We start from the raw sequence: 24,425 nt of genomic DNA, 5'->3' as shown, positions 1-24,425 counted from the left end.
CCGGTCCGCGGCGGCCGGTCCGTGGCGACCGGCCGCGGGCCGGGCCGGGCGCCCGCGGAGCCCGCGCCCTCGTCAGGCCCGGTGCGCGCCCGCGCCCGCCGACCGCGAGGAGCGGGGCTCGGCGTCGACCTCGGCGTCGGTGCGCGCGTGGCGCGGCCGCGGCGCACCGGCGTCGCCGGTCCCCTGGACGGCCTCGGCGCGCTCAGCGCGCTCGGCGCCCGCGTCGTCGCCCGCGTCGTCGGCCGCGTCCTCGCCGTCCGACGGCGCGGGGGCGGCGCTGCGGCGGTCACCGGCGGCGCCGTCGGACCCGCCGAGGGCGGCGGCGCCCGAGAGCGCGGCGTCGGCGCCGGCGTCCCGGTCGTCCGGCGCGCTGGCCTCCGGCTGCGCGCCTGCACCTGCTCCAGGGCCTGCGTCCGGGCGGGCCCCGCCGTCGGCGGCGCGCGCCTGCAGGCCCGACTGCGAGCGCAGCTCCACCTGCGGCAGGAAGGCCATGACGACGATGCCGACCGCCACGACGCACGCCGCGATGAGGAGGACGGCGTCGATGGAGGTCGAGAACCCGGCGCGGAACGGCGCCGCGACGGCGTCGGGCAGCTGCTGGATGAAGGAGGTGTCGGAGAGCGCGCCCTGCCCCGTCGGCACGTCCTGCAGCCGCGACGCGAGCTGCGGGTCGGCCGCGGCGGCCTCCTGCACCGAGGTGCGGATGTCGCCCGGCAGCCGGGTGAAGAGCACCGAGAGGAAGACGGCGGTGCCGAGCGTGCCGCCCATCTGGCGGAAGAAGGTGACGGACGACGTCGCGACGCCCGTCTGGCGCGGGCCCGCGGCGTTCTGCACCGCCAGCACGACCGGCTGGAAGTTGAAGCCGAGGCCGAGGCCCGTCAGCACCATGAAGGGCACGAGCTGCCAGTAGGGCGTGTCGGCGCCGATCACGCGCGACAGCGAGAGCAGCGCGACGGTGAGCAGGACGGCGCCCGTCACGGGGAAGACCTTGTAGCGGCCGGTGCGGGAGATGGCGATGCCGGAGGACAGCGCACCGGTCATGATCCCGAGCACGAGCGGCACCATCTGCAGCCCGGCCTCGGTGGGCGTGCTGCCGCCGACGATCTGCAGGTACTGCGGCAGCAGCAGCAGCCCGCCGAACATGCCCATGCCGACGACGACGCTGCCGAGGCCGCCGACGAGGAAGGTGCGGTTGGCGAACAGCGCGAGCGGCAGCAGCGCGTCGTCCCCGATGCGCCGCTCGGCCAGCACGAAGGCCACGAGGCCGACGGCGCCGAGGCCGTAGGCGAGCAGCGCGCCCCCGCTCCCCCAGCCCCAGGTGCGGCCCTGCTCGGCGACGACGAGGAGCGGCACGAGGAACAGCACGAGCGCGAGGGCGCCGGCCACGTCGATGCGGTGCTCGCGGCGCTCGTGCGGCAGGTGCAGGACCCGGGCGACGACGGTGAAGGCGAGCAGCCCGAGGGGCACGTTGACCCAGAAGATCCACCGCCAGCCGTCGAGGCCGAGGATGTCGGCGCGGCCCGCGAAGAAGCCGCCGATCACCGGACCGAGGACGCTCGAGGTGCCGAAGACGGCCATGAAGTAGCCCTGGTAGCGCGAGCGCTCCCGCGGCGGCACGAGGTCGGCGATGATCGCCAGCGCCAGCGACATGAGGCCGCCGGCGCCGACGCCCTGCACGGCGCGCCAGGCGGCCAGCTCGTACATCGACGTCGAGACGCCGCACAGCGCCGAGCCGAGGACGAAGACGGCGATGGCCCCGAGGTAGAACGGCCGGCGGCCGTAGATGTCGGAGAGCTTGCCGTACAGCGGTGTGGAGATCGTCGAGGTGATGAGGAAGGCCGTGGTCGCCCACGCCTGGAGGTCGTACCCCTGCAGGTCGTCCGCGATGGTGCGGATGGCCGTGGAGACGACCGTCTGGTCGAGCGCCGCCAGGAACATCCCCAGCATGAGCCCGCCGAGGACGGTGAGGACCTGGCGGTGGGAGAAGCCGCCGTCCTCGCCCGCCGGCGCGCTCGCGGCGGCGCGCTGCCGGCGTCGCTCCTCCGCGGCGGCGGCCCGCTGCCGGCGCTCCGGCGCGGTCGGGGCGGGGTCTCCCCCGGCGGGGGCGGGGGCGGGGCTCGTGCGGCTCATGGCGGTCCTCGCAGGCGATCGGCGGAGGGACGTCCCCCGCGCCGAGGGTAGGTGCCCACGGCACCCGACCGCCCGCCGTCCCCGGGGAACCGTCCCCGTGCGGGCGCCCGCGCGGGAGGGCGCACGGGGCAGGTCGGGGCGAGCGCGACGACCCTGACGAGACGCAGGTCACCCGCTGTCCCTACGCTGGGGGCCGCCAGAGCCCAGCACGAGTCCGCCAGAGCGCCCTGAGGAGTCCTCTTGTCCACCACCGCCACCACGGGTCGACCCCAGGGCCGCGCCACCGGCCGACCGAAGGTCGTCGTGCTCGGCGCCGGGTTCGCCGGCCTGTCGGCCGTCCGCGAGCTCGACGGTGTCGACGCCGACGTCCTCCTCGTCGACAAGAACGCCTACAACACCTTCCAGCCGCTGCTCTTCCAGGTCTCCACCGGCGGGCTCAACCCCGGTGACGTCACCTACTCGCTGCGCACCTTCACCGGCGGTCGGCGTCGTGTCGGCTTCCGCCAGGGCACGGCCACCGGCGTCGACGCCGAGAGCAAGGTGCTCCGCATGGAGGGCGGCGACGACGTCGCCTACGACTACCTCATCGTCTCCAGCGGCATCGCGGCGAACTACTTCGGCATCCCCGGCGCCGAGGAGCACACGCTGACGATGTACACGCGCAACGGCGCCGTCGAGGTGCGCGACCGCCTCATGACGGCGTTCGAGACGGCCGCGAAGCACACCGGCGGGGAGCCGCCGTGCATCGTCGTCGTCGGCGGCGGCGCCACCGGCACCGAGATGGCCGGCGCCATCGCCGAGCTCCGCAACACCTACGTGGCGGAGAACTACCCCGAGCTCGACCCCTCGCGCGTGCGGGTCGTCTGCATCGAGATGCTCGACTTCGTCCTGGCCCCCTTCGACGACTCGCTGCGCCAGTACGCCCGCCGCTCGCTCGAGCAGCGCGGCGTCGAGCTGCGGCTCGGCTCGGCCGTCGCCGAGGTCCGCGAGGACGTCGTCCTGCTCAAGGGCGGCGAGGAGATCCCCTCGGCCCTCACCATCTGGACGTCGGGCGTCTCCGCGCCGAAGTCGCTGTCGGAGTGGGGCTTCCCCCAGGGCCGCGGTGGCCGGCTGCAGACCGACCCCGACCTGCGCATCCAGGGCAGCGACGCCGTCTTCGCCGTCGGCGACGTCGGCGCGGTCGACGGCGCGCCCCTGCCGCAGCTGGCGCAGCCCGCCATCCAGACGGGCAAGCACGCCGCCGCCAACGTCAAGAAGCTCCTCGCCGGCCAGCCGACCGAGGCGTTCTCCTACAGCGACAAGGGCACGATGGCGATCGTCGGCCGCTACAGCGCCGTCGCCGACATCAAGTGGCCCTTCAAGGGCAAGTTCACCGGCCCGATCGGCTGGCTCATGTGGATGGGGCTGCACATCACGCTGCTGCACTCCTTCCGCAACCGGCTGGCGGCGCTGACGAACATCGCCTCGCACTACGTCTCCCGCTCCGGCATGCAGAACGTCATCGTCGGCGAGCCCCGCCGGGTGCCGCAGGCCGGCCGGCACGAGTCCGACGAGCCGAAGGCCGAGCGCGACCCGCAGCTGGAGAAGCAGGGCGGCCGCGCCGCCTGAGGCGCCCCTCCCCTCGCACCACCGGGCGCGGACCGCGCCCTCCCGGACCGCCCGCGGCACCCGCCGCGGGCGGTCCGCTACGTCCGGGGTCCCCGTGCGGCCGGCCCGCTCTGCGTCGACCGCCGCCGCCGCGGCGGGCGTCCCCGGGCGGGGGGACTCCCCCGAGCGGCCGGTGCGGGACGTGCCCGGCCGTTAGGGTCGAGCACGGGGGCGCTCGGCCCCCTCGGCCGCCGCGGGGCGGTGGCGCGAGGAGGAGGGGACGTGGAGGCACCGGCGCAGGCACCGGCCTCGCTGCTGCGGGCCCTCGACAGCGCCCGCGACGGCCTCGTGGTCGTCGACGCCTCCGACGTCGTCACCTACGCCAACCAGGGGGCGGTGGCCGTCCTGGGCGGCGCCGTCACCGACGTGGTCGGCCACCACCTCGACGACCTGCGGCCCGCGCGCGACGGCCTGCTGCGGACGGCGATCGCCACGGCGCGCGCGGTCGAGGAGCCCACGCCCTTCGACGGCTACGACTCCGGGCTCGAGCTGTGGCTCGAGGGCGAGGCGACGGCCGGCGACGACGGCGAGGTGGTCCTCGCGGCCCGCACGACCGACGCGCGGCGCGCCCGCGACCGCCAGGCGGCGCGCCTCACCGAGGACCTGGAGCGCGCCCTCGACCGCGCGCACCTCCTGCTGCGCCTGTCCGAGGCCGTCGCCCGGCCGCGGACCGTGGCCGAGGTGGCCGACGTCGTCGCGCGCGTCGCCCTCTCCGGCTTCGACGCGAGCTTCGCCGGCATCGCGCTCATCGCCGCCGACGAGCGCTCCATGAGCTACGTGAGCCTGGCCCCGCTGCCGGAGGAGACCGCCGAGGCCTGGGCCGTCTTCCCCTTCGCCGCGCACACGCCGCCGTCGACGACGGCGCGCACCGGTCGCGCGCACCTGCACGAGACCCGCGAGGAGGCCCTCGCCGACTTCCCCGACCTCGGGCCGGACCTCGAGACGGCCGGCGTCCACGCCCTGGCCCACCTGCCGCTCATCGCGGGCGACGCCGTGCTCGGCACCCTCGCCGTCACGTGGGCCGAGGAGCACGCGATGAGCCGCGAGGAGCGCGGGCTGCTGTCGATCTTCGCCGGCTACACCGCGCAGGCCATCCAGCGGGCCACGCTGCTGGAGCAGCGCCAGCACGTCGCCGAGACGCTGCAGCGGGCGATGCTCACCGACCTCCCGCAGCGCGACGGCCTCGAGCTCGCGGCGCTGTACCGCACCGCGGCGCGCACGGCCCGCGTGGGCGGGGACTGGTACGACGCGCTTTACGCCCCCGACGGGGGCACCACCCTCGTCATCGGCGACGTCGCCGGCCACGACGTGGGCGCGGCCGCGACGATGGGCCAGCTGCGCTCGATGCTCCGCGGCTTCGCCGCCGACCGGGTGGAGCCGCCGTCGGCGCTCCTGCAGCGCCTCGACCGGGCCATGGACCGGCTGCACCCGGGCCGCACCGCCACGGCGGTGGTGCTCCACGTCGCGCAGTCCGCCGACGACGCGCCGTGCTCGCGGACGCTGCGCTGGAGCCGGGCCGGCCATCCCGCGCCCCTGCTGCGGCGCCCGGACGGCGAGGTCGTGGACCTCCGCGGCGCCGGCGACCTCATGCTCGGCGTCCTGCCCGAGCTCGCGCGGGGAGACACCGAGGTCGCCCTCGAGCCGGGCGCCACGGTGCTGCTGTACACCGACGGGCTCGTGGAGCGCCGCGACCTCGGCGTCCGCGAGGGCACGGCCGCGCTCGAGGCGGCGCTCGCCGAGCTGGGCGACCTGCCGCTGCCCGAGCTCCTCGACCAGCTCGTCGTGCGGCTCGCGCTCGACGCCGAGGACGACGTCGCGCTGCTGGCCGTGCGGCTGCACGACGCCGGGCCGGCCGACCCCACCGCCTGAGCCCACCGCTCGGGCCCGTCGCCCGAGCCCGGGGCGGGGACGCCGCTCCGGGCCGGTGCCCGTGCGGGCTCGGTGCTCGCGCGGGCTCGGTGCTCCCGCGGGCTCAGTGGTCCCGCGGGATCAGTGGTCCCGCGGGATCAGTGCTTCTCGCGGCGCCGCTTGCGCGAGGCGGCGCGACTCGCGGAGTCGAGCGCCTTGGTGACGCCGCTCTCGCCGCGCCTGGCGCGGATCCGGCTGGCGAGGTGGCCGAGGAGCTTGCCGGCGAGCGGGAGCGCCACGGCGACGAGCACCCAGCGGCGGAGCATGGTCACGAGGAAGGGCACGGTGTCCTCCTGGTAAGGGGTCGCGATGACCCTCAGGTCGAGGTCGACGCTGCGGACGGGTGACGGACGCCGTCGCCGCGCGCCCGTCCCCCGTACCGCCGACCCCCGTGTCTACCGACCCGCGGGCCCCGGCGCGCGGCGGAAGTCCGTCGACCGGGGCCCGGGGCCGCTGGGAGCATGACCCCATGAGCGCCACCCTCGTGGCCCGCGGCCTCGCCGCCGGGCACGCCGACCGCACCCTCTTCTCCGGGCTGGACCTCGTCGTCGCGCCCGGCGACGTCGTCGGGCTCGTCGGCGCCAACGGGGCGGGCAAGTCGACGCTGCTGCGGATGCTCGCGGGCGTCGACGAGCCGCAGGAGGGCTCGGTCACGACGACGCCGCCCGGCGCCGTCCGGGGGTGGCTGCCGCAGGAGGTCGAGCGCCGCGCCGACGAGGACGTCCTCGCGCACCTCGCCCGGCGCACGGGCGTCGCCGCGGCGCAGGAGGCGATGGACGCGGGGGCCGCGGCCCTGGCGGAGGGCGCACCGGGCGCCGACGACGCCTACGCCGAGGCGCTGGAGCGCTGGCTGGCCCTCGGCGGCGCGGACCTCGAGGAGCGCACCGGCGCCGTCCTCGCCGACCTCGGCCTCGACGTCGCCACCTCGGCGGCCATGACGTCGCTGTCCGGCGGCCAGGCGGCGCGGGTGGGCCTGGCGGCGCTGCTGCTCTCGCGCTTCGACGTCGTCCTGCTCGACGAGCCGACGAACGACCTCGACCTCGACGGGCTCGCCCGCCTCGAGCGCTTCCTCGTCGAGCAGCGGGCCGGCGTCGTGCTCGTCAGCCACGACCGCGAGCTGCTCTCGCGCGTCGTCACCCGCGTCGTCGAGCTCGACCTCGCCCAGCAGCAGGTCAGCGTCTTCGGCGGCGGGTACGACGCCTACCTCGAGGAGCGCGAGACGGCGCGGCGGCACGCCCGCGAGGCCTACGAGCAGTACGACGACCGCCGCCAGGCGCTCACCGACCGCGCCCGCACCCAGCGGAACTGGCTCGCCAAGGGCGTGCGCGACGCCGTGAAGAAGAAGAGCGACGGCGACAAGCACATCACCCACAAGGCGCGCGAGGGCTCGGAGAAGCAGGCCGCCAAGGCGCGCCAGACCGAGCGGATGCTCGAGCGGCTCGACGTCGTCGACGAGCCGCGCAAGGAGTGGGAGCTGCGCTACGAGATCGCCGCGGCGCCGCGCTCGGGGTCCGTCGTCGCGGTGCTGCGGGGCGCCGTCGTCCGGCGCGGCTCGTTCACGCTGGGGCCGCTGGACCTGCAGGTCGACGTCGGCGACCGCATCGGCGTCACCGGGCGCAACGGCTCGGGCAAGACGACGCTGCTCGGCGCGCTGCTGGGGCGCACCCCGCTCGACGAGGGCGACGGCGGGCTCGGCTCGGGCGTGGCCGTCGGCGAGGTCGACCAGGCGCGGCGGTCGCTGGGCGCGGTGGCGCTGCAGGGCGCCGGTGCCTCCGCCGGGAGCGGGCAGGGGCGGGCGCCGTCGGTGCTCGACGCCGTCGCGGCGCACGTGCCCGACTGGCCGACGGCCGAGGTGCGCACCCTGCTCGCGAAGTTCGGCCTGCGCTCCGACCACGTGCTGCGGCCCGTGGCGACCCTCTCCCCCGGCGAGCGCACGCGCGCCGCGATGGCGCTGCTGCAGGCCCGCGGGGTCAACCTGCTCGTCCTCGACGAGCCGACCAACCACCTCGACCTGCCCGCCATCGAGCAGCTCGAGGCCGCGCTCGACGCCTACACGGGCACGCTGCTGCTCGTCACGCACGACCGCCGGATGCTCGACGCCGTGTCGCTGACCCGCCGCTGGGACGTCGCGGCGGGCGCCGTCACCGAGCGCTGACCCCCGCCGGCGGCGGACAAGGGCTACGAAGTCCGCCGGACGGCGCCTCAGCGACGGACGAAGGCCACGAAGATCGCCCCGGACGGCTCCGGGGACGGAGAAGTGCTCCGAAGTCCGCCAGGACCAGAGGTCAGACGTGCGGCCAGCCGGCGAGCAGGCGCCGCGGGACGTGGCAGGTGACCACCCAGTTCGGCGCGTCGACGACCTCGGACACGCGCAGGTCGGCGGCCAGGGACAGCAGCAGGTAGGCGTCCTCGCGGCTCGTGCCGCGCTCCTCGACCAGCAGGTCCACCGCCTGGCGGACGGCGTCGCGCGCGCCCTCCATCAGGTCCGGCCCGACGCCGGTCGTCGCGACCGTCGTCTCCAGGCGGAGGCTCTGCCGGTCGGTGATGACGACGGGCGAGCGCGGCGCCCGCCCGGGGGCGACGGTGAGGCGCACCCGCACGACGGCGGAGGTCTCGACGCCGGTGCCGCAGACCTCGCCGTCGCCCATGACGGCGTGGACGTCGCCGAGCGAGAAGAGGGCCCCCTCCACACCGACGGGCAGGACCACGCGGGCGCCCGGGCCGACGTCGCGGACGTCCAGGTTGCCGCCCCAGCGCGTCGGCGGGATGACGGGGTGCGGGCCGGGCTCGGGCGGGGCGACGCCGAGCGTCCCGACCATCGGCGAGAGCGGCAGGACGACGTCGGGCAGCAGCTGGACCCCGCCGCCCCCGGGCGTGGAGTCGACGGCCGACGTCCGCAGGTAGGGCTCGGGGAAGTCGTCGGCGAGCAGGCCGAAGCCGGGGATGAGCGCCGTCCAGCCCCAGGTGTCGAGACCGATGGACAGCACGTCGACGACGAGCGCGTCCCCCGGACGGGCGCCCTCGACGGCGAAGGGCCCGACGGCGGGGTTGAGCGAGGTCATGTCGAGGGCGAGCAGCTCGTCGGCCGTGCTGTCGGGCCGGAGCTGGCCGCCGGAGGCCTCCTGCGCGACGACCTCCACCTCGTCGCCCGAGGCGACGACGGACAGGGGCTCGAGCGAGGCGTCCCAGACGGCGTGGGACCGGCGGTGGTGCGGGCCGCGGGGGGTGGGCAGCGGGCTCACGGGGCCTGCTCTCCGGGGCCGGGGCGGCCCCTCGTCGGGCCCCGCGCGGTGCCGGGGCGTCAGTCGAACTGGACGGCGAGCACGGGGCAGGGGGCGTCGAGGAGCACGCGCTGCGACGTGCTGCCCATGATCATCTTGCCGACGGGCGAGCGGCGGCGCAGCCCGATGACGACGAGGTCGGCGCCGACCTCCTCGACGAGGTCGAGCAGCGTGTCGGCCGGCGTCTCGTCGCCCGCGCCCCGGCGGACCTCGTGCTCGACCCCCGCGGCGGCCAGCGCCTCGTCGAGGTGCTGCAGGTCGTCGGCGTCGGCGACGAAGTCCTGCGCGAACTCGGCGGCGCGCGGCACGTTGAGCGCGACCAGCCGGGTGCCGCGCGCGCGGGCCTCCGCGATGGCGCGCTCGAGCACGACCCGACCCTCGGGGCTGGGGACGTAGCCGACCACGACGCTCACGGTGCCTCCTCGCGGGGACGGTGGCGCCCGCCTCGGCGCCCAGGACGGCGGCCCCCGGCCGCCGCAGCACGTCGGCTCGGACGACGGCCCAGGGTGGCCCGACCCTAGGACATGCCCCGCGGGCGACGCACCGACGTCCGGGTCACGCCCGTCCCGCGGCTCCTCGGGCGGCCCCCGGGACGCCGCGCCTCGCACCGCGGTGCGACGCTGGGCCCGGCGCCCCCGCTCGCGGGCGAGCGCCCCCGGCGCGCCGCGCGGGGCGTGCGTCGCCCCGCCGCGCCCCGCGCGGCCCGGGTCACACCCGCCCCCGCTCGGTCCGGATGACACCTCCGCTCGGCCCGGTCACCCCGACGGGTGGTCCCCGCGCCCGTCGCGGGAGCGCCTGCGACGATCGGCGCGTGACGACGAGCGACCCGGCGGGTCCGCACGAGGAGCCGGGGCACGGCGACGCGCACGGCCGAGGCCACGGGCACGACGCCGACGTCCTGGACGCCGCCCCGCCCGGCACCCGGGACTCGGGGCCCCTCGTGCTCGGCCCGCTGCTGCGCCACGTCGACAGCACGAGCGCCACGGTGTGGGTGGAGACGGCGCGCCGCGGCGAGGTCGTCGTCCGGGCCGGGGACGCCGTCGGCCGCGACCGCACGGTGACGGTCGGCGGCCACCACTACGCGCTCGTCGTCGTCGAGGGCCTCGAGCCGGACCGGCAGGTGCCCTACGTCGTCGAGCTCGACGGCGAGCGGGCGTGGCCCCTGCCCGACGACCCGCGACCCGGACCGACCGTGCGGCCCCTGCCGGCGCCGGGCGGCGCCACCCGCAGCACGGGCGGCGACCCGCGCCTGCGCATCGCCCTCGGCTCCTGCCGCGTCGACCGGCCCATGGAGCCGCCCTTCACCTGGACGGCGCAGCAGCACCCCGAGGGCGTCGGCGTCGACGCCCTCGTCGCCCTGTCCGCCGAGTGCCAGGCCGGCCGGGAGCTGCCGGACCTCCTCCTGCTCCTGGGCGACCAGGTCTACGCCGACGAGGGCCTGTCGCCCTACCTCCGCGAGCGCATCCGCGACAAGCGCGGGGACGCCGACCCGCAGGGCGAGATCGGCGACTTCGAGGAGTACACCTGGCTCTACCGCGAGAGCTGGGCCGACCCGGAGGTGCGCTGGCTGCTCGCCACCACGCCGACGGCGATGATCTTCGACGACCACGACGTCCGCGACGACTGGAACACCTCGCGCACGTGGCGCGAGCAGGTCCAGCGGCTGCCGTGGTGGCGCGAGCGCATCGTCGGCGCCTACGCGGCCTACTGGCTGCACCAGCACCTGGGCAACCTCATGCCCTCGCGGCTCGCGGAGGACGAGCTGTGGGCCCGTGTGCGCGAGGTCGGCCGCGACGGCGACGCGGCGGAGGTCCTGCGGGAGTTCGCCGTCGCCGCGGACGAGCAGATCGACGGCGGCGGCACCTCGGAGTGGTCCTACGTCCGCGACCTCGGGCGGACGCGCCTCGTCGTCGTCGACACGCGCTCGGGCCGCGTGCTCTCCGAGGAGCACCGCTCGATGCTCGACGAGCAGGAGTGGGCCGACGTCGAGGAGCACCTCACCGGCGACGTCGACCACCTGCTCGTCGCCGCCTCGCTGCCGGTGCTGCTCGAGCCGGCGCTGCACGACGTCGAGCTCTGGAACGCCGAGACGGCGTCGGCCGGCGCGTGGGGCGAGCGCTTCCGCCCGCACGCCGAGGCCCTGCGCCAGGCGGTGGACCTCGAGCACTGGGGCGCCTTCGAGTCCTCCTTCCACCGGCTCGTCGACCGCCTCGGCGACGTCGCGGCCGGCCGGCTCGGGCGGGCGCCGAGCTCGGTGCTCCTGCTCTCGGGCGACGTCCACCACGGCTACGTCGCGCCGCTGCGCTACCCCGTCGAGCGCGGGGTGCGCTCCCCCGTCGTGCAGGTCGTCAGCTCGCCGCTGCGCAACGCGCTGCCGAAGGGCCTCCCCGCGATGTTCCGGTTCCTCCACACGCCGCCGGCTCGGCTGCTCGGCCGCCTGCTGCGGCGATCGGTGGGCGCGGCGCCGCTCGGCGTCTCCTGGCGCTCCACCACCGGGCCGATGTTCGGCAACGGCTTCGCCACGCTCGAGCTCACCGGCCCCGGCGCCCGCGTCGTCTTCGAGAAGGCCGAGCCGGGCCGCGGGCCGGGCACCGAGGTGCGGAGCCCGGACGACGTCCGCCTGCGGCGCGACCGCGAGGTGCTGCTGGCCTGATCCCGGACGCCGTCGAGAGGGAGCCTGTGGTCATCGTGGGGTCCCGCGGGTGACCACAGGCTCCATCTCGACGGTGGCCAGCCCCGGGTGCGGCCGCCCGGGGTCACCAGCCCCAGGTGCCGGGGCCGCCCTTGAAGGGCCCGACGACGTCGTCCGTCACCCAGCCGCCGTAGAAGCCGCCCTCCTGCGGGCGCACGCGCTCGCCGTCGACCGTCGCGACGACCTGCGACGGCGTGAAGGCGATGGCGCCCGCGAGGTCGCGGAAGCGCGTCGTCGGGTCCTCGTAGCTCCAGGCGGCCGCGCGGCGCGGCTCCCCGCGGCCGCCGGGCTCGGCGACGTCCCAGTACGTCGCCCGCCCCTTCCACTCGCACGTCGTCGCCGGGGCGTCCGAGAGGGCGAGGACGCCGTCGGCGACGTCCTCGCGCGGCACGTACCAGGTCGGCGGGTGGCTCGTCTCGAGCACGCGCCAGGCGCGGCGAGTGGTCGCGAGCAGGGGGCCGTCGTCGGACAGGCGCACCTCGACGAGGCGCTCGCTGCGGACGAGGGCGGGCGGGCGCGGGTAGTCCCAGACGGACTCCTGGCCGGGGCCGGGCGGGACGGGCTGAGGACGGCGGGCGGGGCTCACCGGGCGAGTCTGCGCCGACGTCGCCGGACCGGCGCGGGCGGGCGGGAAGGCGGCGGCGACGGCGGCGCGGCACGGCGGGCGGGCGCGGCCCGCTCGGGCGTGCGAGCGTCGTGCCGTGATCCGCAACGTGGTGGTGGGCCGTCTGCACGACGGAGTCGAGCCCTCGGCGCTGGGACCGGGGCTCGAGGCGGTGGTGGCGCTCGAGCCGCCCGGTCTGGTCTCGGTCGTCGTCGGGCTGGACGCGGGCCTGCGCGAGCAGTCGTGGGACTTCGCCATCACGTCGGACTTCGTCGACGAGCAGGCCTACCGGGCCTACGACGAGGACGAGGAGCACAACCGGGTGCGGCGCGATTTGTTCGCCCCGTTGTGCGCGGAGATCGCGCGGGTGCAGGTGCGCTGCTGATCCTCCGCCACCCCGTGCGGAGCGGCGCTCCGCCCGGGGGAGCGACGCTCCGGTGCCGTCCGGAGCGACCGTCAGAGACGCCCGCCCGCCTCACGCGTGACGGCTCTGCTTGTGCGCTCAACTAGATCGACGTACCGTCACCACCGGCGCCACCGACGTCGCCGCCACCGACCACGGACCGCCCACCGGCGGCCACGAACGGTCGACCGGCGCACGTCGCCGCGTCGGCGAGGAGCTCCCATGACGCACCACCGCAGCAAGCGCACCGACCTCGGCCTCCTGGCGCTGCGCGCCGGTGTGGGCGGCACCCTCTTCGCCCACGGCGCCCAGAAGCTCTTCGGCTGGTTCGGCGGTTACGGCCTCGAGGCCACCGGCGGCGCCATGGAGTCCATGGGCTTCACCCCCGGCAAGCGCAGCGCCCTCATGGCGGGCCTCGGCGAGGCGGGCGGCGGCGCGGCTCTCGCGCTGGGCCTTGCGACGCCGGTGGCCGGCGCCGCGGCCGCCGCCACCATGACGACGGCCGGCACCGTGCACGGCCCCGCCGGCTTCTGGGTGACCGACGGCGGCTTCGAGTACAACGCCGTCCTCGCGACGGTCGGCTCGGCGCTCGCCGTCGCCGGCCCGGGCCGGTACTCCCTCGACCACGCCCTCGGTCACAAGCTCGACAAGCCGTGGATGGCCGCCGTCACGCTGCCGCTCTTCGGCCTGGCCGCCGCCCACGTCATCACCCAGCGCCGCAAGGCCGTCGCCGCGGCCGCCGCGCAGCAGCAGACGAGCGACGCCGAGCAGGTCGCCGCCGCCGAGCAGGCGGAGTCCACCGGCGCCTGAGCGCCTGACGACGTCGCCCCTCCCGCCGGCACCGGCGGGAGGGGCGCCCTCGCGGGGCGAAGGTGACGCCTCCTTCACGTCCAGGACCCCTCTCGAGGTGAAGGTGGCGCCTCCTTCACGTCCCAGGCCCCTCCCGACGCGAAGGTGACGCCTCCTTCACGTCCCAGGCCCCTCCCGACGGAAGGTGACGCCTGCTTCACGTCCCAGGCCCCTCCCGACGCGAAGGTGACGCCTCCTTCACCCTCGAGGCCCCTCCCGACGCGAAGATGACGTCTCCTTCACCGGCGCGAGGGGGCGGGCGTCGTCCACCATGGACGCCAGGCCACCCCCCGCAGGAGGACGTCGTGAGCGACCTCGACACCCGCCCCACCGAGCACGCGGTGCCCGCCGAGCCGATGGGCGCGGCCGGGGGCCCGCGGCGCGAGCTCCTCACCGCCCGGAAGGTGCCGCTGGGCGGCGTCCGGGGCACGGAGGTCGAGCGGACCCTCCCCCAGCGCGACGTCCCGACCGTCGGCGCGTGGTGCTTCGTCGACCGGTACGGCCCCTCGACGGCGCCCATGCGCGTCCTCCCCCACCCTCACACCGGTCTGCAGACCGTCACGTGGCCGCTGTCCGGCCCGATCCGCCACCGCGACAGCACCGGCAGCGACGTCGTCGTGCGCCCCGGCGAGCTCGACCTCATGACCGCCGGGCACGGCGTCTCGCACTCGGAGATCGCCGACGACGGCGCCGAGCTCTCCGGCGTCCAGCTGTGGATCGCCCTGCCGGACGAGGTGCGCCACCAGGCCCCGCGCTTCGAGCAGCACCGCCGCCTGCCCGTTCTCGAGGGGCCGTCGTCGGCGAGCACCGTCATGGTCGGGCGGCTCGGCGACGCGGAGTCCCCGGCGCTCGTCCACACCCGCGCGCTCGCGGCCGACGTCGCGCTGCGCCCGGGCACCACCGAGCTGCCGCTCGACCCGCGCGACGAGCACGCCCTCCTGCTCCTGACGGGCGACCCCAGCGACCTCGACGTCGACGGCGCGCCCCTGCTGCCGGACGGCGCCCGGCCCGGACTGCTGCACCTCGGCACCGGCCGCACCGAGCTGGCGCTCGAGGCCCGCGGCGACCTGCGCGTGCTCCTGCTCGGCGGCGAGCCGTTCCGCGAGGACCTGCTCATGTGGTGGAACCTCGTCGCCCGCACGCACGAGGAGGTCGTGGCCGCCCGCGAGGAGTGGGAGGAGCGCAGCGCCCGCTTCGGCGTCGTCGCGGGCCACGGCGACGCGCGCATCCCCGCCCCGCCGCTGCCGGGCGTGCGGCTGGTGCCGCGGCGGCGGAGGGACTGACGGACCGCGAGGCGCCCGGTCGGTCAGCCCGGGACGACGAGCACGTCGCACCGGAGGCCGGGGGCCCGGCCGAGGCGGGCGTCTCCCGTGACCAGGGCGCCCCCCAGCTCCTCCGCCAGCGCGACGTACGTGGCGTCGTAGGCGGTGACGTTCCCGCGCAGCTCCCACACGCGGTCGAGCAACCCCACCGCGGGGTGCCGCGTCACCCCGAGGCGACCCCACGTGACCAGGGCGCGCCGGCCGTCGTCGACGGCGAGGCGCCCGGCCGAGACGTGCCGGCGCAGGACGCTCGCCACCTCGCTGTCCGCCAGGTGGGGCACGTGGAGGACCTCCGTCGCCATGAGCGCACGGGCGTCCCCGTCACCGAGGAGCCCGTGCACGGCCGCCGAGGCGTCGAGCACGACGGCCACCGGTCAGCGTCCCTCGCGCGCCGCGTCCAGGGCGTCGACCGAGTCGGACGGCCGGACGCCGAGGTCCGGGAGGTCGTGCAGCAGCGCGGGGTTGTCGACGCGACGCGTGGAGCTCGCGAGCTCGCGCAGCGCAACGGCGTTGACCGACGTGGCCTCCCGCTCCGCGAGGCGACGGAGGCGGTCGACGACCTCGTCGGGGACGTTCCGCAGGTACAGGGTCGTCATGTCGCAGAACGCTAGCAGCGTTGGGATAGCGGGCGGATACAGAGCCGCACACGCGGCTCTAGGCTGGCTTTCGTGCCGCACTTCCGGATCCGCGACGCCGCCGACCTGCTGGGCGTCAGCGACGACACCGTGCGCCGCTGGGTCGACACGGGTGCGCTCGACGCGACCAAGGACGACGCCGGCCGTCTCGTCGTCGACGGCGCCGCCCTCGCCGCGCACGCCCGCGAGCACGCCGGCGCCCCGGCGAGCGACCCGACCGGCGTCGCGCGCTCGGCGCGCAACCGCTTCGTCGGGCTCGTGACCCGCGTCGTCGTCGACGGCGTCATGGCGCAGGTCGAGGTGCAGTGCGGCCCGCACGCCGTCGTCTCGCTCATGAGCGCCGACGCCGCCCGCGAGCTGGCGCTCGAGCCGGGGACGGTCGCCGTCGCCGTCGTCAAGGCGACGACGGTCGTCGTCGAGACGCCGCGGAGCGCGTCGTGAGGCGCGCCCTCGCCCTCCTCGCCGTCGCGGGCCTGCTCCTCGCCGCGTGCGGGAGCGACGGCGACGCCCCGCCCGGCACCGCGACGGCGGGGGCAGCAGCGCCCGTCACCGCCGCCGACGCCCTCGAGGGCACGCTCACCGTCTTCGCCGCGGCCTCGCTCATCGAGGCCGTCGGCGAGCTCGCCACGACGATGGAGCAGGAGAACCCCGGCCTCACGGTGCGGACGTCCTTCGCCGGCTCCTCCGACCTCGCCGCGCAGGTCGAGCAGGGCGCACCCGCGGACGTCCTCGCGACGGCCGACGAGCGCACGATGCAGCGGGTCGTCGACGCCGGGCTCGCCGCGGACCCGGTGCCGTTCGCGACGAACTCGCTGGTGGTCGTCACGCCGCCCGACGACCCGGACGGCGTCGCCTCCTTCGCCGACCTCGCCCGCCCCGGCCTGGCCGTCGTCGTCTGCGCCCCGCAGGTGCCGTGCGGCGCGGCGACGGAGCGGCTCGAGCAGCTGACGGGCACGACCCTGCAGCCGGTCAGCGAGGCCGGCTACGTCACCGACGTCCTCGGCGCGGTGACGAGCGGGCAGGCGGACGCCGGCGTCGTCTACGCCACCGACGCGCGGCGGGCGGGCGACGCCGTCCGCACCGTCGAGGTGCCCGAGGCGGACGGCGCGGTGAACTCCTACCCCGTCGCGGTGCTCGCGGACGCGGCCGAGCCCGCGGCCGCACGGGCGTTCGTCGACCTCCTCACCGGGCCCGAGGGGCGAGAGGTGCTGGCGCAAGCCGGCTTCGGCCCGCCCGGCGGGTCGTGAGCCCGGTCCCGCGCAGGGCGGCGCGACGTCCCGCGAGCGCCGGCGCCGAGCTGCCGCGGTGGGTCCTCGCGCCCGCCGCGGTGGGCGCCCTGCTCGTGCTCCTGCCGCTCGCGGCGCTCGTGCTGCAGGTCGACTGGGCCGACCTCCCGGCGCTGCTGACGAGCGAGGCCTCCCGCGCGGCGCTGGCCCTCAGCCTGCGCACGTCGGCCGCGGCGACGGCGCTGTGCGTGCTGCTCGGGGTGCCGATGGCGCTCGTCCTCGCGCGCACGTCGCTGCCCGGGCTGCGGGTGCTGCGCTCGCTCGTCCTGCTGCCGCTCGTGCTGCCGCCCGTCGTCGGCGGGCTCGCGCTGCTCTACGCCTTCGGCCGGCGCGGCCTGCTCGGCGGGCAGCTCGAGGCGCTCGGCGTCTCGATCGCCTTCACGACGGCGGCGGTCGTGCTCGCCCAGACCTTCGTCGCGCTGCCCTTCCTCGTCGTCAGCCTCGAGGGGGCGCTGCGGACGGCGGGCCGACGCCACGAGGAGGTCGCCGCCGTCCTCGGCGCCGGCCCCTGGACGGTGCTGCGGCGCGTGACCCTGCCCGTCGTCCTGCCCGGCCTCGCCTCGGGGGCGGTGCTGTCCTTCGCCCGGGCGCTCGGGGAGTTCGGCGCGACGCTCACCTTCGCCGGGAGCCTGCAGGGGACGACGCGGACGCTCCCCCTCGAGGTCTACCTGCAGCGCGAGACGGACCCGGACGCCGCCGTCGCCCTCGCGCTGCTCCTCGTCGTCGTCGCCGCGGTGGTCGTCGTGGCCGTGCGCGGGCGGCCGGCCCTGTGAGTGCGTGCAGGGCCGCCGGTCTCGACCTGCACGCCGGCGTCGACGCGCGCGCCCTCGAGGTCGAGCTCACCGTCGCGCCCGGCGAGGTCGTCGCCCTCCTCGGCCCGAACGGCGCGGGGAAGTCGACGGCGCTCGGCCTCGTGGCCGGGCTGCTGCGCCCCGACCGGGGGCGCGTCGTGCTCGACGACGAAGTGCTCGTCGACGTTGGCGACGCCGGCGGGGCGCGCACGTGGGTGCCGCCGCACCGGCGCCGCACGGCGCTGCTCGCGCAGGACCCGCTCCTCTTCGGCCACCTCACCGCCCTGGAGAACGCCGCCTTCGCGCCGCGGGCCCGCGGCGCGGGCCGGGCCGACGCGCGGGCGACCGCGAGGCGCTGGCTCGACCGGGTCGGCGCCGGCGAGCTCGCCGACCGCCGCCCCGCGCAGCTGTCCGGGGGCCAGGCCCAGCGGGTGGCCCTCGCGCGGGCGCTCGCCGCCGAGCCGCGGCTGCTCCTCCTCGACGAGCCGCTCGCGGCCCTCGACGTCGCTGCGGCCCCCGCGCTGCGCCAGCTGCTGCGCGAGGTCCTGCGCGCGGAGGGCCGTTCCGCCCTGCTCGTCACGCACGACCCGCTCGACGTCCTCGCCCTCGCCGACCGCGCCGTCGTCCTCGAGCACGGCCGCGTCGTCGAGACCGGGCCCGCCGCCGACGTCCTCGCCACCCCGCGCAGCGCCTTCGCCGCACGCCTGTCCGGGCTGACCGTCCTGCGCGGCACCGCCGAGGCCGGCGGGCTGCGCACCGACGACGGCCGCCTCGTCCCCGGCCGCCTCGCCGACGGCTGCCGGCCCGGCGACGCCGCGCTCGTGCACCTGGCGCCGCACGACCTCGTGCCCGCGGCGGACGACGGTTCCGCGCACGTCCTGCTGACGGTGGTCGGGCTCGAGCCCCGGGGCGGTGTGGTCCTCGTGCGCGGGGCGGACGCCGACGACGGGTGGCCGGGCCCCGTCGTCGCGCTCCCCGCCGGCCGTGCCGCGACGCTCGCGCCCGGCGACCGCCTGGGGCTCGGCCCCAGGGCAGCAGCGACCGTCCGGGCGGGCTCGCCCGAGGGCCGCCTCGGAGGACCTGGTCGACGCTCGTGACCGTGCACGACCACCTCCGTCGACCAGGTCCTCCGGACACCGCTCGGCGGCTGAGCACGGTGCCGCGGTGACGCTGCCCGGCCCGCCCACCACGGGCGCGCCCGTCGGCACAGCGGCCCGCCTCCCGCTCGGCACCCTCCTGCTGCTCGCGGCCGTGGTCTTCGCGGCCGTCACCACGGAGGTGCTGCCGGTCGGGCTCCTGCCCCAGCTGGCCCGGGACTTCGGCGTCGACGAGGCGGCGATCGGCACGTGGGTCTCGGCCTACGCCGTCGTCGTGGCGGTCGGGGCGCTGCCGGTGACGGCGCTCGTCGCGCGCTGGTCGCAGCGGCGGGTGCTCGTCGGGCTCGCGCTGCTCTACGCCGTCGGCACGCTCGCCGTCGCCCTCACCGACGACCACCGGTGGGCGCTGGCCGCCCGGCTGCTCTGCGGGCTGGCGCACGCCGCCGTCTTCTCCGTCGTCGTCGCCGTGGCGGTCGCCGTGTCGCCGCCCCGGCGGGTCGGCCGGGCCGTCGCGCTGGTCAACAGCGGCGTCGCGCTGGCCCTCACGCTCGGGGTTCCGCTGGGGACGGCCGTCGGGACGGCCCTCGGGTGGCGGTGGGCCTTCGCCGGCGTGGCCCTCGTCCTGGCCGGGCTCGCCGTCGCGGCGGCCCTCGTCCTCCCGGCGGACGCCCCTCGCCGTGCGTCGGCGGCGACCTCCGCCCCGCCCCGCCCGTCGGTGCTGGGGGAGCTGCGCCGGCCGGCCCTGCTGCTCGTCGCCGGGGTGACGGTGGTGCTCATGGTCGGCCACTACGGGACGTACACCTACGTCACGCCGCTGGTGCTGCAGGCCGGCGTCCCGACGGCGCTCGTCAGCCTCGTGCTGCTGGGGTACGGCGCGGCCAGCGTCGTCGGGCTCGTCGCCGCCGGCGCCACGGGCGACCGCCACCCGGTCGCCGCCCTGCGCCTGGCCGTGGGGCTCGTCGCGGCGTGCCTGCTGGCCCTCGCGCCCGCGTCGGGCTCCCCCGTCGCGACGTCGCTCGTCGTCGTCGCCTGGGGTGCCACCTTCGGCGCGCTGCCCTCGCTCCTGCAGCTCTCGGCGCTGCGGGCGACCGCTGTGCCCGACGCCGCCCCCGCCGTCGTCAACGCGACCTTCAACGCGGGCATCGCCGTCGGCGCGTGGACGGGCGGGCTGCTGCTGGCCCGGGGCGAGGCGCTGCTGACGACGACGAGCGCGGCCCTGGCCGTCGGTGCGCTCGCCCTGACCCTCGCCCTCGGCCGCGGGCGTCGGACGCGGCCCGCCTCGCCGACCGGCCGGAGGGCTGCGAGCCTCGAGCCGTGAGCGACGACGTGCGCAGCACCACGGACGCCCTCGCGGCGATCACCGAGCACTGGGCGCCGCACCGGCTCGCGACCGTCAACGACCACGACGTCAAGGTCGTGAAGCTGCAGGGCGAGTTCGTCTGGCACACGCACCCCGAGACCGACGAGCTCTTCCTCGTGCTCAGCGGGCGGCTGACGATCGAGCTGCGCGACCGCGACGTCGTCCTCGGGCCGCAGGACGTCTTCGTCGTCCCGCGCGGCGTCGAGCACCGCCCGCGCGCCGAGGAGGAGGTGCACGCCGTGCTCCTCGAGCGGGCCGGGACGGTCAACACCGGGGACGCCGGCGGCCCGCTCACGTCCCCGCTGCGCGAGCTGCCCGAGGAGAGCGCGTGACGACCGCGCCTGCTGACGACCTGCTCGTCGGACGTGACCGTGCACGGTCACCTCCGACGAACAGGTCGCGCCCGCGTCAGCCGCCCGAGCGCCGCTCCTCCCGCCGCAGCACGTCGACGACGTCGACGCTCGTCGACGCGATCGGGATGCCCGCGGCGTCCAGCCCGGCGAGGACGTCGCGGGCCATGGCGTCCTTGACGGCGCGCACGCCGCGGTGCGGCACGAGGAAGCGCACGGACATCTCGAGCCAGCCGTCCGTCATGCGCCAGAACACCGCGGGGTCGAGGGAGGCGTCGGCCATCGCGTACCGGGAGCGCATCCGGGCCAGCGCGGCCTCGGCGCCCGGATCGTCGACGACGGCGTGCGCCCGCGCCGCGTCCAGCAGCACCTCCTCGGCCCGGTGCCGGTCGGCGTCGTACGGGACCGGCAGCGCGATCTCCTCCCACAGGTAGGGGAAGTCGCGCGTGTAGTTGGCGACGGGCTCGGAGAAGATCACGCCGTTGCCGACCGTCACGAGGCGGCCCGTGTACTGCCGGGCGTGCACCCACGAGGCGCTGTCGGACGACGCGACCGAGGGCGGGCGGCCCATCTCCATGATCGTCGTCCGGAGGAAGCCGAGGCGGACGACGTCGCCGCGCACGCCTCCCATCTCGATGCGGTCGCCGACGCCGAAGGTGTCGCCGCGGAGGATGACGACGTACGCCGCCAGGGACAGGACCACCTGCTGGAGGGCGAAGGCCAGACCGGCCGTGACGAGACCGATGCCCGTCGAGACGTCGGTCTCCGGGGTGATCCAGATCGACAGGACGCCCAGCGCGAGGACGACGGCCGCGACCACCTGCAGGCCCTGGCGGGCCCAGAAGCGCCGCTGGTCGGCGACGTCACCGCCCAGCGCGCGGCGCACGACGACGAGCGCGCCCGCCCGCAGCAGCAGGACAGCGGCGAGCAGGAGGCCCGTGAAGAGCAGCTTCACCGCTGTCGTCGTGCTGACGCCGATGAGCGTCACGCCGAGGACCTGGACGGCGCCGGACTCGGTGCCGACGACGTCGGGGACGGTCGCGAGCAGGCTCACCGGTGGCTCCCGCGCGGGCGCCGACGGTGGTGGTCCACGGGCCGAGCGTACGGCGGGCCGGCCCGACCCCCGGCGGCAGCCGATCTCCGAGGGGGGTCTCGACACACCGTCGATCGTGTGGTCGGGTAGCGCGTCGGCGGGGACGAAGCATCCCCAAACGGACGGATCTTCGCTGCCCACCCGCAGCACCCCGCCGCAGGACGACCCGTCCAAGGACCCCACCACCGGAGGACATCCGTGCGTCGAAGCACCCTCGCGGTCGTCGGCGGGGCGGCAGCAGCCGCCCTGCTCGCGACCACCGTCTCGTCCACCGCCGTCGCGGCCCCCGCCTCGGGCGCCCCCGCCGCCGCGCCCGCCCCGCAGGGCGCCGAGCGCGTCGACGACCGGCCCGACCCCGTCGTCGCCGAGCAGCGCGCCCTGCAGCAGGAGGCCGTCTCGATGGTCCTCTCCGGCGAGGCGACGCCGCAGCAGCGCGGCGGCGGGAAGTCCGTCCGCGTCGCCCCCGGCCAGTGGGTGCAGTACGGCGTGCAGGACACCGACCAGCTGCTCACCTTCCTCGTCGAGTTCGGCGACCAGGCCGACCCGCGCTTCCCCGACGCCCCGGCGTCCGGGCCGAAGGCCGGGGAGATCCCCGAGCCCGACCGCAGCGTCGACAACTCGACGTACTGGGAGCCGGACCTCGGCCGCGACCACTTCATGGACATGTTCTTCGACGCGCGCGGCGACGGCGGCGACTCGTTCAAGGGCGTCTACGAGGAGCTCTCCAGCGGCCGCTACACGGTCGAGGGCGACGTCAGCGACTGGGTCACGGTGCCCTACAGCTCCGCGAGCTACGGCATGACCGAGAGCCAGACGGACATGACGCGCTTCATCCAGGACAGCGCGGACGCCTGGTACGCCGACCAGCTCGCCACGGGGAAGACCCCGGCCGAGGTCGACGAGTACCTCGCGACGTTCGACCAGTGGGACCGCTACGACTACGACGGCGACGGCGTCTTCGACGAGCCCGACGGCTACATCGACCACTTCCAGGCGGTCCGCGCCGGCGAGGACGAGTCCGCCGGCGCTCCCGAGTGGATGATCTGGGCGCACCGCTGGTCGGTCGGCCAGCGCGGCTACGGCACCGACGGCCCCGAGTTCAACAAGTTCGGCGGCGTCCAGGTCGGCGAGTCGAGCTTCTGGATCCGCGACTACACCACGGAGCCGGAGAACGGCGGCCTCGGCGTCTTCGCTCACGAGTACGCCCACGACCTCGGCCTGCCCGACCTCTACGACACTAGCGGCGGCGAGAACGGGACGGGCTTCTGGACCCTCATGAGCTCCGGCTCGTGGATGGGTGACGGCGCCGAGGCCATCGGCACCGTCCCGAACCACATGGGCGCCTGGGAGAAGCTGCAGCTCGGGTGGCTCGACTACGAGGTCGCCCGTGCCGGTGAGAAGTCGACGCACCAGCTCGGCGTCGCGGAGCACGCGACCAAGAAGGCGCAGGCGCTCGTCGTCGACCTCGGCCCTGACGCCGCCGGCAACGCCCGCTACTACCTCGCGGAGAACCGCCAGTACGTCGGCTACGACCGCACCCTGGCGACCGGCCCGTACAACTTCGGCTGGCCCCTCACCTACCCCGACCGCGTCGAGCACTTCCCGTACCAGAACGGCCTGTCCGTGACGTACTGGAACACCGCGCAGCGCAACAACGCGACCCGGCAGCACCCGGGCGAGGGCCTGGCCCTGCCCGTCGACGCCCGGCCCGCCGCCCTGCGGTGGTCCGACGGCACGGTGGCCCGCAACCGGATCCAGTCCTTCGACGCCACCTTCGGCACCGAGGCGACGGACCCGATCAGCCTCCACCGCGAGACCGCGGCGGGCATGACGACGCTCGACGTCCCGTCGCGGCCGGCGGTCGCCGTCTTCGACGACTCGGACCCGATGGCCTACTACGACCCGGCCGCCCCGCAGAACAGCGTCAAGGTGGCCGGCACGGGCACGCAGATCCGCGTCGTCCAGGCCAACCGCAACGGGATGATGACCGTCCAGGTCCGCTGACCCGACGCCCCGCGGGGGCGAGCACCACCAGCACCACGACGACGAGGGCCCCCGCCCCGACCGCACCGGTCGGGGCGGGGGCACTCCCCGCGTCCTGCGGGCCGTCGTCCCGGTCAGCTGGCGCGCGCCGCCGTCGTCTCCCCGCCGAGGAAGTCGAGCAGCGCGCGGTTGAACTCCTGCGGGTGCGAGGCGTTGATCCCGTGCGGTCCGCCCTCGATCACGACCAGCTGCGCACCCTCGACCATCTCGGCGGTGCGACCGCCGCTCACCTCGAAGGGCACGACGGCGTCGCTGTCGCCATGGACGACGAGCAGCGGCAGGTCGAGCGCGCGGACGTCGTCGCGGAAGTCGGTGCGGCCGAAGGCGGCGATGCACTCGTGCGTGGCCCGCGGCGAGGCCGCCTGCGCCAGCGTCCAGGCGAAGCGGCGCTGCGCGTCGCTGACGACCACCTCGTCGCCCGCCGTGAAGAAGCTCTCGACGAAGGTCTCGAGGAAGGCCGGGCGGTCGGTGGCGACGCCCTCCTCGAACTGGGCGATCGTCGCCTCGTCGAGCCCGCCGTCCGGGTTGTCGTCCGTCCGGAGCAGGTAGGGCGGCACGGCGGCGGCGAGCACCGCTCGCGAGACGCGCTCGGTGCCGTACCGGGCGAGGTAGCGCACGACCTCGCCGCCGCCCATGGAGAAGCCGACGAGGGCGGCGTCGCGCAGGTCGAGGTGCTCGAGCAGCGCGTGGAGGTCGGCGGCGAGGGTGTCGTAGTCGTACCCGTGCCACGGGCGGGAGGAGTCGCCGAAGCCCCGGCGGTCGTAGGTGACGACGCGGTGGCCGGCGCCGACGAGCGCGGGCACCTGCGCCTCCCACGAGCGGCCCGACAGCGGCCAGCCGTGCACGAGCACCACCGGCCGGCCGGTGCCCTGGTCCTCGTAGGAGATCTCGACGTCGGTGCGGTCGTCGCGGGCGACGAGCAGCTTCGGCATGG

General features: G+C 76.6%; 23 protein-coding genes. 14 read left to right on the top strand and 9 right to left on the bottom strand.

The genetic code is table 11. The features are described 5' to 3' along the window. Positions 1-72: 72 nt before the first annotated feature. Positions 73-2,130, bottom strand: a complete 2,058-nt coding sequence (locus tag Q0789_RS11715) for an MDR family MFS transporter (protein WP_298805349.1) — start codon at positions 2,128-2,130, stop codon at positions 73-75. A 240-nt stretch (positions 2,131-2,370) separates the two neighbouring features. Between Q0789_RS11715 and Q0789_RS11710 the strand changes: the two genes are divergently transcribed. Together Q0789_RS11710 and Q0789_RS11705 are read left to right on the top strand one after the other, a co-directional pair. Next, entirely contained in the window at positions 2,371-3,738 is a 1,368-nt protein-coding gene (locus tag Q0789_RS11710; RefSeq protein WP_298805347.1) for an NAD(P)/FAD-dependent oxidoreductase, read from the top strand. Positions 3,739-3,999: 261 nt separating this feature from the next. After that, a complete protein-coding gene (locus tag Q0789_RS11705; RefSeq protein WP_298805345.1) occupies positions 4,000-5,646 on the top strand; it encodes a SpoIIE family protein phosphatase in 1,647 nt (548 codons plus the stop codon). Between the two features lie 137 nt (positions 5,647-5,783). Here Q0789_RS11705 and Q0789_RS11700 read toward each other — a convergent pair whose 3' ends face one another. Next, entirely contained in the window at positions 5,784-5,969 is a 186-nt protein-coding gene (locus Q0789_RS11700) for a hypothetical protein (RefSeq protein ID WP_298805343.1), read from the bottom strand. A 185-nt stretch (positions 5,970-6,154) separates the two neighbouring features. Between Q0789_RS11700 and Q0789_RS11695 the strand changes: the two genes are divergently transcribed. Beyond that, positions 6,155-7,840: an ABC-F family ATP-binding cassette domain-containing protein gene (locus tag Q0789_RS11695; RefSeq protein WP_298805342.1), complete on the top strand. Its 1,686-nt coding sequence runs from the start codon at positions 6,155-6,157 to the stop codon at positions 7,838-7,840. A gap of 130 nt (positions 7,841-7,970) precedes the next feature. Here Q0789_RS11695 and Q0789_RS11690 read toward each other — a convergent pair whose 3' ends face one another. Both Q0789_RS11690 and Q0789_RS11685 read right to left on the bottom strand, forming a co-directional pair. Then, on the bottom strand, positions 7,971-8,927 hold the full coding sequence (locus tag Q0789_RS11690; protein WP_298805340.1) for an acetamidase/formamidase family protein: 957 nt from the start codon (positions 8,925-8,927) through the stop codon (positions 7,971-7,973). Positions 8,928-8,986: 59 nt separating this feature from the next. Then, on the bottom strand, positions 8,987-9,379 hold the full coding sequence (locus Q0789_RS11685) for a universal stress protein (protein WP_298805338.1): 393 nt from the start codon (positions 9,377-9,379) through the stop codon (positions 8,987-8,989). Positions 9,380-9,777: 398 nt separating this feature from the next. Between Q0789_RS11685 and Q0789_RS11680 the strand changes: the two genes are divergently transcribed. Continuing rightward, complete coding sequence (locus Q0789_RS11680) at positions 9,778-11,619, top strand: alkaline phosphatase D family protein (protein ID WP_298805336.1); 1,842 nt, start codon at positions 9,778-9,780, stop codon at positions 11,617-11,619. A gap of 103 nt (positions 11,620-11,722) precedes the next feature. Here the strand turns inward: Q0789_RS11680 and Q0789_RS11675 are convergent, their stop codons facing one another. Beyond that, on the bottom strand, positions 11,723-12,244 hold the full coding sequence (locus tag Q0789_RS11675; protein ID WP_298805334.1) for a DUF427 domain-containing protein: 522 nt from the start codon (positions 12,242-12,244) through the stop codon (positions 11,723-11,725). A 115-nt stretch (positions 12,245-12,359) separates the two neighbouring features. Between Q0789_RS11675 and Q0789_RS11670 the strand changes: the two genes are divergently transcribed. The 3 genes from Q0789_RS11670 to Q0789_RS11660 all read left to right on the top strand — a co-directional run bounded on the left by Q0789_RS11670 (position 12,360) and on the right by Q0789_RS11660 (position 14,797). Continuing rightward, positions 12,360-12,647: a Dabb family protein gene (locus Q0789_RS11670; protein ID WP_298805332.1), complete on the top strand. Its 288-nt coding sequence runs from the start codon at positions 12,360-12,362 to the stop codon at positions 12,645-12,647. Between the two features lie 240 nt (positions 12,648-12,887). Then, positions 12,888-13,475, top strand: a complete 588-nt coding sequence (locus Q0789_RS11665; protein ID WP_298805330.1) for a DoxX family membrane protein — start codon at positions 12,888-12,890, stop codon at positions 13,473-13,475. Positions 13,476-13,819: 344 nt separating this feature from the next. Then, a complete protein-coding gene (locus Q0789_RS11660) occupies positions 13,820-14,797 on the top strand; it encodes a pirin family protein (protein WP_298805328.1) in 978 nt (325 codons plus the stop codon). Positions 14,798-14,820: 23 nt separating this feature from the next. Here Q0789_RS11660 and Q0789_RS11655 read toward each other — a convergent pair whose 3' ends face one another. Both Q0789_RS11655 and Q0789_RS11650 read right to left on the bottom strand, forming a co-directional pair. Then, a complete protein-coding gene (locus Q0789_RS11655; RefSeq protein ID WP_298805326.1) occupies positions 14,821-15,207 on the bottom strand; it encodes a type II toxin-antitoxin system VapC family toxin in 387 nt (128 codons plus the stop codon). Between the two features lie 3 nt (positions 15,208-15,210). Then, on the bottom strand, positions 15,211-15,432 hold the full coding sequence (locus tag Q0789_RS11650) for a hypothetical protein (RefSeq protein ID WP_298805324.1): 222 nt from the start codon (positions 15,430-15,432) through the stop codon (positions 15,211-15,213). Between the two features lie 72 nt (positions 15,433-15,504). Here Q0789_RS11650 and Q0789_RS11645 point away from each other — a divergent pair, with 72 nt between their 5' ends. The 6 genes from Q0789_RS11645 (at position 15,505) to Q0789_RS11620 (ending at position 20,337) form a co-directional block, all read left to right on the top strand. Further along, the gene (locus tag Q0789_RS11645) at positions 15,505-15,912 is read left to right on the top strand and encodes a molybdopterin-binding protein (protein WP_298805321.1); all 408 of its coding nucleotides are present in this window, start codon (positions 15,505-15,507) and stop codon (positions 15,910-15,912) included. Next, positions 15,909-16,718: a molybdate ABC transporter substrate-binding protein gene (gene modA, locus Q0789_RS11640; protein WP_298805319.1), complete on the top strand. Its 810-nt coding sequence runs from the start codon at positions 15,909-15,911 to the stop codon at positions 16,716-16,718. The genes Q0789_RS11645 and modA overlap by 4 nt, the downstream gene beginning before the upstream one ends. Then, positions 16,715-17,530, top strand: coding sequence for an ABC transporter permease (locus Q0789_RS11635; protein ID WP_298805317.1), 816 nt, complete (start codon positions 16,715-16,717; stop codon positions 17,528-17,530). The genes modA and Q0789_RS11635 overlap by 4 nt, the downstream gene beginning before the upstream one ends. Next, entirely contained in the window at positions 17,527-18,645 is a 1,119-nt protein-coding gene (locus tag Q0789_RS11630; protein ID WP_298805315.1) for a sulfate/molybdate ABC transporter ATP-binding protein, read from the top strand. The genes Q0789_RS11635 and Q0789_RS11630 overlap by 4 nt, the downstream gene beginning before the upstream one ends. Positions 18,646-18,712: 67 nt before the next feature. Beyond that, positions 18,713-19,963 (top strand): MFS transporter, encoded by a 1,251-nt coding sequence (locus Q0789_RS11625; protein WP_298805313.1) that lies wholly within the window; start codon positions 18,713-18,715, stop codon positions 19,961-19,963. After that, entirely contained in the window at positions 19,960-20,337 is a 378-nt protein-coding gene (locus Q0789_RS11620; RefSeq protein WP_298805311.1) for a cupin domain-containing protein, read from the top strand. Before Q0789_RS11625 ends, Q0789_RS11620 begins: the two co-directional genes overlap by 4 nt. A gap of 76 nt (positions 20,338-20,413) precedes the next feature. On the opposite strand, the gene Q0789_RS11615 is transcribed toward Q0789_RS11620, so the two are convergent. Further along, positions 20,414-21,409: a mechanosensitive ion channel domain-containing protein gene (locus Q0789_RS11615; protein ID WP_298805309.1), complete on the bottom strand. Its 996-nt coding sequence runs from the start codon at positions 21,407-21,409 to the stop codon at positions 20,414-20,416. 237 nt (positions 21,410-21,646) lie between these two features. Between Q0789_RS11615 and Q0789_RS11610 the strand changes: the two genes are divergently transcribed. Then, positions 21,647-23,452: an immune inhibitor A domain-containing protein gene (locus Q0789_RS11610; RefSeq protein ID WP_298805307.1), complete on the top strand. Its 1,806-nt coding sequence runs from the start codon at positions 21,647-21,649 to the stop codon at positions 23,450-23,452. A 113-nt stretch (positions 23,453-23,565) separates the two neighbouring features. Here Q0789_RS11610 and Q0789_RS11605 read toward each other — a convergent pair whose 3' ends face one another. After that, a complete protein-coding gene (locus tag Q0789_RS11605; protein WP_298805305.1) occupies positions 23,566-24,423 on the bottom strand; it encodes an alpha/beta hydrolase in 858 nt (285 codons plus the stop codon). Positions 24,424-24,425 lie beyond the last annotated feature (2 nt).

The sequence above is a fragment of the uncultured Pseudokineococcus sp. genome, from assembly GCF_947499845.1.
In the GTDB taxonomy this organism is placed as follows: domain Bacteria; phylum Actinomycetota; class Actinomycetes; order Actinomycetales; family Quadrisphaeraceae; genus Pseudokineococcus.
Note: the sequence above shows the minus strand (reverse complement) of the source record. Positions and strands in the feature narration are given on the sequence as shown.